The sequence below is a fragment of the Jhaorihella thermophila genome, assembly GCF_900108275.1.
GTDB lineage: Bacteria > Pseudomonadota > Alphaproteobacteria > Rhodobacterales > Rhodobacteraceae > Jhaorihella > Jhaorihella thermophila.
Genome location: NZ_FNVD01000004.1, coordinates 42,760 through 55,701, shown reverse-complemented (window position 1 = coordinate 55,701; position 12,942 = coordinate 42,760). Strand labels below are relative to the sequence as shown.

The following is a 12,942-nucleotide window of genomic DNA, read 5'->3' as shown; positions in this document are numbered from 1 at the left end:
AAGGCTGGGCCAGCGACGACAGGACCGAGATGACCAACCCGACCCTGCCCGAACAGATCGCGAATCGGCTGCGCCGGGACATCCTGCGCGGCAAGCTCGCGCCGGGCGCGCCGATCAAGGAACGCGACAATGCCGCCGAGCTGGGGGTCAGCCGCACGCCGATGCGCGAGGCGATCCGGATCCTCGCCAAGGAGGGTCTGGTGATCCTGCGCCCCGCGCGCAGCCCGATCGTCGCCAATCCGACGCTGAAGGAGGTAAGCGACCAGTTGGAAGTGTTGATCGCTCTCGAAATCCTGTCCGGGCGGCTGGCGGTCGAAAACGCCACCGATGACGAGATCGCGGCAATCCGCGAGCGCAACGAACGATTCATCCGCGAATTCGACAGCGCCGACGTTCTGGACCGGTTCGAGATGGACATGGATTTCCACTTTGCGATCGCGCGGGCGTCGCACAATGCCGCGCTGGCCGAAACCCACCGCGCCTATCTGGAGCGTCTGTGGCGGGCACGGTTCCTGTCGGCCCGCAACCGCCACACAAAGGACCGGGTAATCCGCCAGCACCGCGAGATCGTGCGGGGGCTGGAGCAGCGCGACACCGAACTGGTGACCGGCGAGATACACGCGCATCTGAAGAACCTTCTGGATGCGATCCGCGACAAGTTCAGCGATCAGCCCGACACCGCCCGGCCCGCAGAGGATCCGGCCGCGACGGGCAAGGGCTGATCGACCACGATTTTCCAACCCATGAAAAGGATGAGGGGAGAGAGATGAAGCTATTGCGCTTTGGCCCGAAAGGGGCCGAGAAACCGGGCATTCTGGACGCGGCGGGCCGGGTGCGGGATCTGTCCGGCAGGGTGGAGGATTTCGCCGGGCGCGGCGTTTCGCTCGAGGCGCTGGAGGCGGTGGGCGCGATCGACGTCGAAAGCCTTCCAGTTGTCGAGGATCCGGGGCGGATCGGCGCTTGCCTCGGCTGGGTGCCGAATTTCTACTGCATCGGTCTGAACTATGCCAAACACGCCGCCGAAACCGGCGCCGAGCCTCCGGTCGAGCCGATCATCTTCAACAAGGCCACCACCGCGCTGAGCGGGCCGAACGATCCGATCATCATCCCGCGGGGCTCGGTCAAGACCGACTGGGAGGTCGAGCTGGGCGTGGTGATCGGCAAGCGCGCCTTGTATGTTTCCGAGGAGGAGGCGCTGGACCATGTAGCCGGCTATTGCACGATCAACGACGTGTCCGAGCGCGAGTTTCAGATCGAGCGCGGTGGCACCTGGATGAAGGGCAAGTCGGCGCCATCCTTCGGGCCGTGCGGGCCGTATCTGGTGACGGCGGACGAGGTGCCCGATCCGCAGGCGCTGAAGCTGAGCCTGAGCGTGAACGGCGAAGTGGTGCAGGATTCGGACACGTCCGACATGATCTTTGGCGTGGCGCAGATCGTGGCCTACATGTCGAATTTCATGGAGCTGATCCCCGGTGATGTGATCGCCACCGGCACGCCGTCGGGGGTCGGCATGGGGATGAACCCGCCGCGGTTCCTGCGCCCCGGCGACGTGGTGGAACTGGAGGTCGAGGGGCTGGGCCGTCAGCGGCAGGATGTTGTGGCCGCCGAGTAGGCTGGCGGCGGACCGGTTTCGGATCGGCTGCGCCGATCCGACCGATGCGAGGGGCGCTGCCCGTTGCGCCGGAGGCGCACCAAAGGTGCGACGCGCTCCCCGGGATATTTTTGGCAAGAGGAAGCGGGCAGCCGCGTCAGCCCAGCGGGCCGGTACGGTAGAGGCGGACCTTGAGCCCGCCATGGGGCACCGGCGGCCCGGGAGGGTCAAAGTGCAGGCCGGTTGCCTGGGCCAGGCCCGCTTCGTTGGTGACGATTGCCACGCGCCAGCCGGAAAAGCGATCGCGCAGCCGTTGGCCCAGGGTCGCGTAGAGCGCGTAGAGCGCATTCTTGTCGCCGATACGCGCGCCGTAAGGCGGGTTGGCGATGACCAGGCCGGGCGGGCCGTCCGGCGGCGCAAGATCGCCGATGCTGCGACGTTCAAACACGGTGATATCCGCGACCCCTGCCCTGTCGGCATTGGCCCGGGCGGCCTCGATGGCGCCAGCGTCGCGGTCGAAACCGTGAAAGCGCATCGACGGCGTCTTGGCGGGCGTGAACGGGCGCATCGCGCCCCAGGCCTGAGGATCGAAGCTCGCGAGATGTTCGAAGGCAAAACCGCGTGACCGCCCCGGCAGCAGCCCCGCCGCGATTTCCGCCGCCTCGATCACGAAGGTGCCGGATCCACACATCGGATCCACCACCGGCTCGGCCCCCGTATATCCGCATTGCCGCAGGAACAGCGCGGCGAGCGTTTCGCGCATCGGCGCCTTGCCGACCGCCGCCTTGTGGCCTCGCTTGTGCAGGCTGTCGCCCGACGTATCGACGCTGAGCGTCACGAGGTTGTCGTCGATCCGCGCCTTGACCTGCACTGGGGCGTTCTCGGCCAGCGGCGCGCCCAGCGTTTCGGCAATCGCCCGTTCGATCCGCTGTTTCGCCGCGCCAGCGTGGTAGATCTTCGACCGCTTGCAGGTGACCTCGACCCGCACGGGCACGTCGGGACGCAGAACGCTGGCCCAGTCGAATTTGCGCGCGCGTTTGTCGAGCTGGGCGAGGTGGAACGCCCGGAATTCCCCGATCCGCGCCAGCACGCGTGTCGCGCCGCGCAAGGTGAGATTGGCGCGCCAGACCTGCGCCCAGCCGCCGCGGAACGAAACGCCACCCGGCACCACGCGCGCGCCGGCAAAGCCCGCCTGAACTGCTTCGTCGTGCAACACCGGCTCGAGCCCAGGCGGGGCCACGAGGAAGATTTCGAAGTCGTCCGACCGTTCCATGCCGCCGCCATAACCGGAAACGCCCCGCTCCGCGACCCATTTCTTGACAGCACGGCACCGGCGGCAGATGATTTGGTATACCATTTTTGGGAGGATCCGGTGTCGAAGATCACAAGCGCCGAGGCGCGGCTGTTCAACCTGCCGCTGGCCGAGGTTCTGGTGGATGCCAAACATGGCGATCACACGCATTTCCAGCTGATCACCGCCACCGTGCGGCTGGCCGACGGCAGCGAGGGCACCGGTTATACCTATACCGGCGGGCGCGGGGGGCACGCGATCCTGGCGATGATCGAGCATGACCTTGCGCCCTTTTTGACCGGTCGCGACGCCGAGGACGTCGAGGGTCTGCATGACGCGATGCAGTGGCACATCCACTATGTCGGCCGCGGCGGCGTGGCGTCCTTTGCGATCTCGGCGGTCGATATCGCGCTGTGGGACATTCGCGGCAAGCAGCGCGGGCAGTCGCTGGTGCGGATGGCGGGCGGCGCGTCGGACCGCTGTCGCGCCTATTGCGGCGGGATCGACCTGAACTTTCCCCTGCCCAAGTTGATCCGCCAGACCGAAGGCTTCCTTGCGGCCGGGTTCAATGGGGTGAAGATCAAGGTAGGCCGGCCAGAGCTGGCCGAGGATCTTGCCCGCGCCAAGGCGGTGCGCGAGGTGCTGGGGCCGGACCGGGCCTTCATGGTGGATGCAAATTACTCGATGAGCGTCGAGCGGGCGATCGAGGCGGCGCGGGGCTTTGCAGAGTTCGGCATCCTGTGGTTCGAGGAACCGACCATCCCCGACGACTACAAGGGCTATGGCCGGATCGCCGAGGAAACCGGCGTGCCTCTGGCGATGGGCGAGAACCTGCACACGATCCACGAATTCGAATACGCCTTTGCCGATGCGCACCTGTCCTATATCCAGCCCGATGCCAGCAATTGCGGCGGCATCACCGGCTGGTTGCGGGTGGCCGAACAGTCGCTGGATCACGGCATCCCGGCCTGTTCCCACGGGATGCAGGAACTGCATGTGAGCCTCGTTTCCGCGCGGCCCAACGGCGGCTGGCTCGAGGTGCACAGCTTTCCCATCGACGCCTACACCACCCGGCCGCTGGTGGTCGAGGATCACATGGCCGTGGCCCCGGACGTGCCCGGCATCGGCGTGACCTTCGACTGGGAGAAACTCGCCGCCGCGCATGACGGGCGGGCGTGAGGTCAGTCTTCGTGGATCGGCTCCTGCGTGAAGATGCCGCCCTGGAACAGCGCCACGGGATCGTCTGGCGCGGGGCGCGGGGTCGTGGCCTCGATCTCGGCCCGCCATTTCGCGCTGCTGTCCCTGGGCCGCCAGCCGAGGTAGGAGACAGAACCATTGTCCCACCAGTTTTCGTCATTGGCCGAGGCGCCGTAGATGATCGGACAGCCGAGGCGCGGGACGGCGAACACCCGTTCGGCCAGCGCGGCGAAATCGTCGTGGCTGAGCCATGTCGCCAGCATCCGCCGGTCGGTGGGGCGGGTTTCGCAGGATCCGATCCGCACGCTGGCAGTTTCCTGCCCGAACTTGTGGAAATACATCGACGCCAACGCCTCTCCGAACACCTTGGAGACACCATACAGGCTGTCGGGTTTCGTGGGGCTGGCAGCGGTGAGACGCTCGGTCTGGCGGTAATAGCCGATCGCGTGGTTGGAACTGGCAAACAGGATGCGCGGGCGGTCGTGGGCGCGGGCGGCCTCGAACAGGTTGAACAGGCCGATGATGTTGGCGTTCAGAATCTGGTTGAAGCTGCGCTCGACCGGCACGCCGCCCAGATGCACGATGCCGTCGCAGCCCGCGACCATGTCGAAAACCGCGTCGCGGTCGGCCAGGTCGCACTGCACCACTTCCTCGTTCGGCGCAGGATCGGGGATCGGCGCGATGTCCGCCAGCCGCAGCGTTTCGGCCAGATGCGCCAGCCGGGACCGCATCGCGGTGCCGATCCCGCCCGCCGCGCCGGTGATGAGCAATCGTTTCATGGCCAACCTCCCGCCCCGGATCGTAGCCGCGCCGCGGCGGGGCGCAAGAACCATCGCCCAAGGAGACCCAGATGAAAGGCAAGACCATTGCCGCCATCCGCACCCATGCGCTCGAGGCGCCGCTCGAAGTGGCGTTCCAAAGCGCCTCGGCCCGGTTCGACCGGCGCGCGCATCTGCTGGTCGAGGTCGAATGCGCCGACGGCACGGTGGGCTGGGGCGAATGCCTTGGTCCGGTGGGGCCGAACGCGGCCACGGTGGCGGCCTATTCGCAATGGGCCGCGGGGATGAACGCGCTGGAGACCGAAAAGGTCTGGATCACGCTTTACAACGCGCTGCGCGACCAAGGGCAGCGGGGGATCGCCATCACGGCGCTGTCGGGCATCGACATCGCGCTGTGGGACATTCGCGGCAAGGCGGCGGGCCTGCCGGTGTCGGTCCTGCTGGGCGGGCGGTTCCGCGAACGGGTGCGCGCCTATGTCACCGGCGGGTTCTGGCGCGCCGGCGTGGACCGGGTGTCGGACGTGGCGGATGAGGTCGCCCGCTACCGCACCGAGGGGTTTCATGCCGCCAAGATCAAGATCGGCTTTGGCGTGGCGCGGGATCTGGCCGTGATCGCCGCCGCGCGCGAGGCGATGGGTCCGGAAATGCGGCTGATGATTGATGCCAACCACGGCTATGACGTGGTCGAGGCCGTCCGGCTGGGCCGCGCGGCGGCCGAATACGACATCGACTGGTTCGAAGAACCGGTGCTGCCCGAGTGGCTGGACGCCTATGCCGAGATCCGCCGCGCCCAGCCGATCCCGGTTGCCGGGGGCGAAACCTGGCACGCCCGCTGGGGGATGAAGGATCCGGTGGAGCGGCGCTGCGTGGACATTCTGCAACCGGATCTTGCAGGCTGCGGAGGCTTTACCGAAGCCCGCCGCATCGCCGACCTGTGCGCGCTGCACGGGGTGCGGCTGGTGCCGCATGTCTGGGGGACCGGGGTGCATCTGGCCGCGGCGTTGCAGTTCATGGCCGCGCATGTGCCGGACCCGTTCCGGCCCGACCCGGTGGAGCCAATCCTGGAATTCGACCGCACGCCGAACCCGCTCCGTCAGGAGGTGCTGCAACAGCCGATCGAACACGAAAACGGCTGGGTCGCCATCCCCGACGGGCCGGGGCTGGGGATCGAGGTGAACCGTGACGCGCTGGCCGAGTTCGCCGCGCGGGGGTGAGTACCCGCAAAAGGGGCGGCAGCCCCCGCCCCCTGCCAAAACCTCCTGCCGGACGCGCTGGGACTCAGCGATCCTCGGGCAGGATCCGCACGCCGCCCTTGTCGGCAGAGGATGCCAGCAGCGCATAGGCCTTGAGCGCGGTGGACACCGCCCGTGGGCGCGGCGCCGCCGGCCCCCAGGGCAGCGGCCCCTTGGCGGCGCGGCGGGCCTGCAGCGTGGCCTCGTCCACGGCCAGGTTGATGGAGCGGTTCGGGATGTCGATTTCAATCGTGTCGCCGGTTTCCACCAGCGCGATCAGGCCGCCCTCGGCCGCCTCGGGGCTGACATGCCCGATCGACAAACCCGACGTGCCGCCCGAAAACCGCCCGTCGGTCAACAGCGCGCAGGCCTTGCCCAGACCTTTGGACTTCAGATAGCTGGTGGGATAGAGCATCTCCTGCATCCCCGGCCCGCCCTGCGGGCCCTCAAAGCGGATCACCACCACCTCGCCCGCCTTGACCTTGCCGGTCAGGATGCCGTTCACCGCCTCGTCCTGGCTTTCGAACACATGCGCGGGGCCCGAGAATTTCAGGATCGATTCGTCCACCCCGGCGGTCTTCACGATGCAGCCGCGCTCGGCGATGTTGCCGAACAGGACCGCCAGGCCACCATCGCGGGAAAACGGGTGATCGGCCGACCGGATCACGCCGCCCTTGCGGTCGCGGTCCAGTTCCTTGTAGCGGTTTTCGGTGCTGAAGGCCTGCGTGGTGCGCACCCCGCCCGGCGCGGCGCGGTAGAACCGTTCCACCTCGGGGTCGTTGGTCTGCATCACGTCCCATTTCGCCAGCGCCTGCGCCATCGTGTCGGCATGCACCGTGCGCACGCTGCCGTCGATCAGCCCGCCGCGGTGCATCTCGCCCAGGATGCCCATGATGCCCCCCGCGCGATGGACGTCCTCCATGTGCACGTCCGGCACCGACGGCGCGACCTTGCACAGAACCGGCACCTTGCGGCTCAGCCGGTCGATGTCGTCCATGGTGAAATCGACCCCGCCCTCATGCGCGATCGCCAGCAGGTGCAGCACCGTGTTGGTGGACCCGCCCATGGCGATGTCCAGGCTCATCGCATTCTCGAACGCGGTGCGCGTGGCGATCTCGCGCGGAAGATAACCCGGCTTTTCCTCTTCGTAATGGGCCTTGGTGATTTCGACGATCCGGCGGCCGGCATCCAGGAAGATCCGCTTGCGGTCGGCGTGGGTGGCCAGCATCGACCCGTTGCCGGGCAGCGCAAGCCCCAGCGCCTCGGCCAGGCAGTTCATCGAGTTCGCCGTGAACATGCCGGAACACGACCCGCAGGTCGGACAGGCGTTTTCCTCGAACGCCTTCACCTGTGCGTCGGTATAGTTGTCGTCGGCGGCGACCACCATCGCGTCCACCAGATCCACGGCGCGTTCGATGTCGCCGATCTTGACCTTGCCGGCCTCCATCGGCCCGCCCGAGACAAAGATCGTCGGGATGTTCAGCCGCATCGCGGCCATCATCATGCCCGGGGTGATCTTGTCGCAGTTGGAAATGCAAACCATCGCATCGGCGCAATGGGCGTTGACCATGTATTCCACGCTGTCGGCGATGATTTCACGCGACGGCAGCGAATAGAGCATCCCGTCATGGCCCATCGCGATGCCGTCATCCACCGCGATGGTGTTGAACTCCTTGGCGACGCCGCCGGCGGCCTCGATTTCGCGCGCGACCATCTGGCCCAGATCCTTGAGGTGCACATGGCCAGGCACGAACTGGGTGAAGGAATTGACCACGGCAATGATCGGCTTGCCGAAATCGCTGTCAGTCATGCCGGTCGCGCGCCACAGCCCACGGGCCCCGGCCATGTTGCGGCCATGCGTCGAACGTCTGGAACGGTAATGCGGCATCGTCTGGACCCCCTGATTGTCTCGTCAGGCTGTTTCCCCCGTCAGGCGCGGGATTTCAAGGGAAACCGCGCGGGAACGGGATCGGCCAATGGCGGGAGCCGGTCTTGCACCGGCAACCGAACTCGGTCACCTCCTCGGTCAGGACCAGGGTTTCGTATCCGGCATTCCGCCCAATTGGGTCAGCCGGACCGGGGCCGCGCCGCTACCCGGACCGGCATCGGACCAGCGCCGGGGGCGGCCGCGGGTTGCCCATGCTCTCAGGCCTTGACCGCCTTCATGAAGCGGTCGCGGATCACCACCGGGTCCATGGCGATCACGGGATGCTTTTCGTTGCCGCTTTCGCATTTCGCGACGATCGCGGTCTTGCGCCGGGCGGCGATCGCGGTTTCCAGCGCCGCGCGGGTCTCCTCGGCGGCGCATTCCACCACATGGTCGCATCCGCAGGCGCCGGCCACCTCGGCCAATGAGGTGCACCGCCCCGCATAGGTCGGCTGATCCCCGGTCGATCCGTAGGAGCCGTTGTCGATGATGAGCAGGATATAGTTGTCGGCGTCGTTGTTGGCGATGGTGGGCAGCGTGCCGAGATTGGTCAGAACCGACCCGTCGCCGTCGATGGCGATCACCGTCTTGTCCTGCGCCAGCGCCAGGCCAAAGCCGATTGACGAGGCCAGCCCCATCGTCCCCAGCATGTAGAAATTCGTCGGCTGGTCGTCGATGGCGTGCAGCTCCTGGCTGGGAATGCCGATGTTGCAGACCACCAGATGGTCGCGGATCACCGGCGCGATGTCGCGGAAGATGTCGGCGCGGATCATCTCAGTATCCTCCCCAGAAGCTGGCATCTGTCAGGATCGCCACGGGTTTGTTGCACATGAAGGTGTAGTCGAGGATCTTCGGCAGTTCCTCCACGTCCGCCTGCCGGTGAAAATGGTAGGTGGGGATGTGCAGCTGGTTCAGCAGCGCCTTGGTGTGCACCGCCATCTCCACCTGGCAGGCGACCGGCTCGCCCAGCTCTCCGCGATAGGAAATCAGCATGGGCAGCGGCATCCGGTAGAACTGGATCAGCGTGGCCAGCGTGTTCACCGTCACCCCCAGCGCGGTGTTCTGCATGATGATGCAAGGCTTTTTGCCGCCCATCCACGCCCCGGCGCACAGCCCCATGCCTTCGTCCTCCTTATTGCAGGGAACATGCAGCAGGTCGGGCCGGCGGTCGATCTCGGCGATGACGCCGGCCAGCTGCTTGCAGGGCACGGAGGTGATGAACCCGATCCCGGCGGCCACGAGGTCGTCGGCGATCCTTTCGTGAATGGTCATGGTCGGGGCTCCGTTGGTTGTTCTTGCGCCGGTTCAGTCGGCGTCGCGCAGCACATGCACCGAACAGGGCGCGTGGCGCACGATGCGGGCCGCAGTCGAGCCGAGGAAGTAGTCGCGCAGGCCGGGCTTGTGCGAGCCCACCACGATCAGGTCGGCGCCGGAACTGGCGGCATATTCTGCAATCGTCATGCCGGAATGGCCCTTGAGCATCACCGGTTCCACATCCGGGGCGTTCGCGACCCGTTCCTTCAGGCGGGCGCGGGCCTCGGCATAGGCCATGGCCAGGATTTCCTCGTCCAGATAGGCGCCCACATTGCTGCTGGGCTGTTCATAGACGTGGACGGCCTGGATCACGCCGTCTTCGGCGCGCAGTCGGCGGGCGACCTCCAGTGCGCGGGTGCTGTAGCCGTGTTCCAGCGACAGGGCGAGGATGATTTTCTTGTACATCGGTTTTTCCTTTCGACGGTTCGGACGCGGATCTCAGGGGATCAGGAAGATCTTGGGCCCGGCCACCCGGCCCTGCCTGATATCCGCGAATGCCTGATCACCGTCGCACAGGGGCCGGGTTTCGGGCCAGTCCAAATCGCCCGGCCGGCCTTCAAAGGTCGCGCGGAATGTCCCTTCAACCGCGAGGATGGCCGCATCGCCGTGGCCCTGATGCAGGGCAAACCGGGGGAATATCAATCCGTCTCTGGGGCGTCTGCAAGACCCGCCCGGCCTCGGATCAGCCGCGCGGCGGAAACCGGGACGGATTCGTTCCCTATTCATGGGATCGGTGGTCGCCGGCAAACGAGAGAGGTCGGCGAATGAAGATATCGCATCCCAGTTTCGGCACGTCAAAGTTCTGCAAGAGCCGGGCGAGCCATGCGGAAAGGGCTTTCGTGGCGATGGCTACCGCCCGGTGATGCAGGCCTTCAGGACGTCGAGCGCAGGGGCCATCTCATCCTCGGAAAACCCGCAAAAACCCAGGATCAGCCCGTTGTGCCCGGTGTCACGGATCGAGAACGCCGATAGCGGACGCACACAGACGCCCCGCGCCGCCGCACGGCGCGCGATTTCGGCATCGTCAAGACCATCGGCCAGGTGAAACACGAGCTGCATCCCGGCCTGATGGTCAACGACATGGCCATGATCGGCGAAGTCGTGCCGGAGGCGCTCGATCAGGAACTTCCGGCGCTCGCCATAGATCCGTCGGACCCGGCGCAAATGCCGGTAGAACTCGCCCGACTGCATGAACGCGGCCAGCGCCGGCTGCGGCATGTAGCTGGCCTTCAGCCCGAACCGGCCCAGGGTCGCAGCCAGTCGATCCACCAGGGCTTCGGGGGCGACGATGTAGCCAAGCCGCAATGCGTTCGAAAAGATCTTGGAAAAGCTGCCGACATAGATGGTCCGGTCGAGCTGGTCGAACCCCGCCATGGCCGGGATCGGGCGGCCGGCATATCGAAACTCGCTGTCATAATCGTCTTCGATGATCCAGCCGTCATGCTCTCTGGCCCAGGCGAGAAATTCCAGCCGCCGCCCGGGCGACATCGCGCCGCCCAAGGGGTATTGATGCGACGGGGTCAGAACCGCCAGTCGCGCGGCCGAGCCCGCGCGCGGCAGCAGCGCGCCGCCATCGTCGATCTTGAGATACTCGGCCATGAGGCCATGGTTTTTGGCAAAGTGGCGCAGGGGCGGGTAACCGGGATCTTCCAAGGCGATGGTATCGCCCGCCTCCGCCAGCGTCCGCAGGCAGATTTCCAGCGCATCGGTCGAGCCCGCGGTGACGATGATCTGGCCCGGCGCGACGTCGATCCCGCGCCACTGGGCGACATGATCTGCAATGGCTTCGCGCAGCTCGGCATTGCCGAGGCGCGAGCCGCCCTCGAGCATGGACCGGGGATCGGTGCGGCACAGGCGCGAGACGGCCCTTGCCCATTGCCGGTAGGGAAACAGCCGCATGTCGGGCTGGCTCGGCTCGAAAGGAAGGGGCGGGCCGGCCTGGCCTTGGTCCGCGGTATCCTTGCGCCGGCGGGCCGGCCGGAGACGTTCGACCTCGCCAATGGCGCAGACCCGATAGCCCGAACCTTGGCGGCTGCTCAGATAGCCTTCGGCGACGAGTTGCTCATAGGCCGTCACGACCGTGGAGCGGGACACGCCCAGTTCGGTAGCGAAGGCGCGGGTCGGCGGAAGCCGCGTGCCTTCGGTCAACTCGCCGGCGATGATGGCTTTCCGCAGACCCGAGCAGATCTGTTCGAAGATCGGCGCCTTCGCGCGCCGGTCGATGGAAAAGGCAAGCCAAGGACTCTGCTTCATGATTGGTATGGTAAAATGATCATACTTTGGACATTAATAGGCAGCCAAAATCGTGGCAAGGCAAACGTAACTCGTTCGCCGAAAGGAATCCCCTATGAGTCGTCTTGCCGTTTTGTCCCTTTTCTACGTCGCCACCTTCCTTCAAGCCGGCGCCTATGGCCTGACCTTCCTGCTGCCGCGCCTGTTCGAAACTTTCGGCGCCAACGAAAAAGTGGTTGGTGCCATGCTGTTCATCACCACCATCGCGACGCTGGTGTCAGTCTACTATGCCGGGCATCTGTCGGATCGGTTCGGGCGGATGCGCATGCTGGGTATCGCCTGCCTGTCGATCGCGGCCGCGCTGGCGGGCTATGGCCTGGCCGGCGGCGTGGGCGCCCTGTTGATCCTTGCCAGCGTGGCGATCGGCTTTGGCTGGGGGCTGACCTATGCGCTGTCGCCGGTCGCGCTGACCCGGCTGGTCGCCGAGGATGAGCGGGTGCGCTTCTTTGCCCTGCTGTCGGTGGCGCTGATGGCGGGGTTCGGCCTGTCGCCGGTGATGGCGGCGATGATGGAGCGGGCGGGCCTGACGGTGAATGACGCCTTCTTCGTCACCGCGGCGCTCTGCGCGCTGGCAGCGGCGATCTTTTTTGCCCTGGCGGCCCCCGTGCGCGCCCTGTCGCTGGCCACCGGGGCGGAGCCGCGCTCGTCGCTGTCGCTGGCGGCGGTGGGCGCCATCATGCGCTCGCCCGCGCGGCTGCCGGTGATCATGGTCTGCCTCGGCGCGTCGGTCTTTGCGGGGATGAACAATTTCCAGACCGTCTTTGCCGATGAGAGGGGGCTGGATTATGCCGACTACTTCCTGGCCTACACCGTGACCGTCGTGGTGTTCCGGGTGGTGCTGGCGCGGTTCAGAGGCGGCGCCAACCCTTATATGACCATCGCCGCCCTGCAATTCGTGATGTTCGCCTCGGTGGTGCTGTTTCTTGGAAGCGGCAGCAACGCGGCGACCTATCTGGCCGTGGCGTTCCTCTTCGGCATCGGCTATGGCGTCAGCTATCCGATCCTGGCGGCGATGGCCGCCAACGACGCCGATCCCGATCTCGTGCCGCAGACGCTTCAGTTCTTCGCGCTGAGCTATTTCATCGGCATCTTCGGCTTTCCCTTGATCGCGGGCTGGATGATCGTCGAGACGGGCAGCACGGCGCTGTTGGGGCTGGTCGCGGCGCTGGCGGGGGTCGAGGCCAGCATCGCCGCCCTTCGCGGCCTGCAGCGCCGCCGCGCCGCACCGGTCGAGGCATGAGGCCGGCACACTCGGACCCTGCCGAGCCCGCGGTCATGGCCTGGCGCCGCGCCATGTTTCACCGGGCTCCGCTGGATCC

General features: G+C 66.5%; 12 protein-coding genes. 5 read left to right on the top strand and 7 right to left on the bottom strand.

Going from position 1 to position 12,942, the window contains the following annotated elements; all coding sequences use genetic code 11:
- Positions 1-29: 29 nt before the first annotated feature.
- Both C4S70_RS06450 and C4S70_RS06445 read left to right on the top strand, forming a co-directional pair.
- The gene (locus tag C4S70_RS06450) at positions 30-722 is read left to right on the top strand and encodes a GntR family transcriptional regulator (protein ID WP_104007299.1); all 693 of its coding nucleotides are present in this window, start codon (positions 30-32) and stop codon (positions 720-722) included.
- 44 nt (positions 723-766) lie between these two features.
- Positions 767-1,612, top strand: coding sequence for a fumarylacetoacetate hydrolase family protein (locus C4S70_RS06445; protein WP_104007298.1), 846 nt, complete (start codon positions 767-769; stop codon positions 1,610-1,612).
- A gap of 136 nt (positions 1,613-1,748) precedes the next feature.
- Here C4S70_RS06445 and C4S70_RS06440 read toward each other — a convergent pair whose 3' ends face one another.
- Positions 1,749-2,864, bottom strand: a complete 1,116-nt coding sequence (locus C4S70_RS06440; protein WP_104007297.1) for a THUMP domain-containing class I SAM-dependent RNA methyltransferase — start codon at positions 2,862-2,864, stop codon at positions 1,749-1,751.
- A 99-nt stretch (positions 2,865-2,963) separates the two neighbouring features.
- Here C4S70_RS06440 and C4S70_RS06435 point away from each other — a divergent pair, with 99 nt between their 5' ends.
- Positions 2,964-4,061, top strand: a complete 1,098-nt coding sequence (locus tag C4S70_RS06435; protein ID WP_104007453.1) for a mandelate racemase/muconate lactonizing enzyme family protein — start codon at positions 2,964-2,966, stop codon at positions 4,059-4,061.
- Between the two features lie 2 nt (positions 4,062-4,063).
- Here the strand turns inward: C4S70_RS06435 and C4S70_RS06430 are convergent, their stop codons facing one another.
- Entirely contained in the window at positions 4,064-4,858 is a 795-nt protein-coding gene (locus tag C4S70_RS06430; RefSeq protein WP_104007296.1) for an NAD-dependent epimerase/dehydratase family protein, read from the bottom strand.
- A 71-nt stretch (positions 4,859-4,929) separates the two neighbouring features.
- Here C4S70_RS06430 and C4S70_RS06425 point away from each other — a divergent pair, with 71 nt between their 5' ends.
- Positions 4,930-6,072, top strand: coding sequence for a mandelate racemase/muconate lactonizing enzyme family protein (locus C4S70_RS06425; RefSeq protein ID WP_104007295.1), 1,143 nt, complete (start codon positions 4,930-4,932; stop codon positions 6,070-6,072).
- 64 nt (positions 6,073-6,136) lie between these two features.
- Here the strand turns inward: C4S70_RS06425 and ilvD are convergent, their stop codons facing one another.
- The 5 genes from ilvD to pdxR form a co-directional block, all read right to left on the bottom strand.
- On the bottom strand, positions 6,137-7,978 hold the full coding sequence (gene ilvD, locus C4S70_RS06420; protein ID WP_104007294.1) for a dihydroxy-acid dehydratase: 1,842 nt from the start codon (positions 7,976-7,978) through the stop codon (positions 6,137-6,139).
- Positions 7,979-8,235: 257 nt separating this feature from the next.
- Positions 8,236-8,790 carry a sulfopyruvate decarboxylase subunit beta gene (comE, locus tag C4S70_RS06415; protein WP_104007293.1) on the bottom strand — a complete coding sequence of 185 codons (555 nt, stop codon included), beginning with the start codon at positions 8,788-8,790 and terminating at the stop codon, positions 8,236-8,238.
- A 1-nt stretch (position 8,791) separates the two neighbouring features.
- Entirely contained in the window at positions 8,792-9,289 is a 498-nt protein-coding gene (gene comD / locus C4S70_RS06410; RefSeq protein ID WP_104007292.1) for a sulfopyruvate decarboxylase subunit alpha, read from the bottom strand.
- A 33-nt stretch (positions 9,290-9,322) separates the two neighbouring features.
- Positions 9,323-9,736, bottom strand: a complete 414-nt coding sequence (locus C4S70_RS06405; RefSeq protein ID WP_104007291.1) for a universal stress protein — start codon at positions 9,734-9,736, stop codon at positions 9,323-9,325.
- A 444-nt stretch (positions 9,737-10,180) separates the two neighbouring features.
- Complete coding sequence (pdxR, locus tag C4S70_RS06395; protein WP_104007289.1) at positions 10,181-11,584, bottom strand: MocR-like pyridoxine biosynthesis transcription factor PdxR; 1,404 nt, start codon at positions 11,582-11,584, stop codon at positions 10,181-10,183.
- 94 nt (positions 11,585-11,678) lie between these two features.
- Between pdxR and C4S70_RS06390 the strand changes: the two genes are divergently transcribed.
- Positions 11,679-12,863 carry an MFS transporter gene (locus C4S70_RS06390; RefSeq protein ID WP_104007288.1) on the top strand — a complete coding sequence of 395 codons (1,185 nt, stop codon included), beginning with the start codon at positions 11,679-11,681 and terminating at the stop codon, positions 12,861-12,863.
- Positions 12,864-12,942: the final 79 nt, after the last annotated feature.

Coding starts and splice junctions, on each gene's coding strand:
- C4S70_RS06450 (WP_104007299.1), top strand. CDS start 30: ATGACCAACCCGACCCTGCCCGAACAGATCGCGAATCGGCTGCGCCGG.
- C4S70_RS06445 (WP_104007298.1), top strand. CDS start 767: ATGAAGCTATTGCGCTTTGGCCCGAAAGGGGCCGAGAAACCGGGCATT.
- C4S70_RS06440 (WP_104007297.1), bottom strand. CDS start 2,864: ATGGAACGGTCGGACGACTTCGAAATCTTCCTCGTGGCCCCGCCTGGG.
- C4S70_RS06430 (WP_104007296.1), bottom strand. CDS start 4,858: ATGAAACGATTGCTCATCACCGGCGCGGCGGGCGGGATCGGCACCGCG.
- C4S70_RS06425 (WP_104007295.1), top strand. CDS start 4,930: ATGAAAGGCAAGACCATTGCCGCCATCCGCACCCATGCGCTCGAGGCG.
- ilvD (WP_104007294.1), bottom strand. CDS start 7,978: ATGCCGCATTACCGTTCCAGACGTTCGACGCATGGCCGCAACATGGCC.
- comE (WP_104007293.1), bottom strand. CDS start 8,790: ATGATCCGCGCCGACATCTTCCGCGACATCGCGCCGGTGATCCGCGAC.
- comD (WP_104007292.1), bottom strand. CDS start 9,289: ATGACCATTCACGAAAGGATCGCCGACGACCTCGTGGCCGCCGGGATC.
- C4S70_RS06405 (WP_104007291.1), bottom strand. CDS start 9,736: ATGTACAAGAAAATCATCCTCGCCCTGTCGCTGGAACACGGCTACAGC.
- pdxR (WP_104007289.1), bottom strand. CDS start 11,584: ATGAAGCAGAGTCCTTGGCTTGCCTTTTCCATCGACCGGCGCGCGAAG.
- C4S70_RS06390 (WP_104007288.1), top strand. CDS start 11,679: ATGAGTCGTCTTGCCGTTTTGTCCCTTTTCTACGTCGCCACCTTCCTT.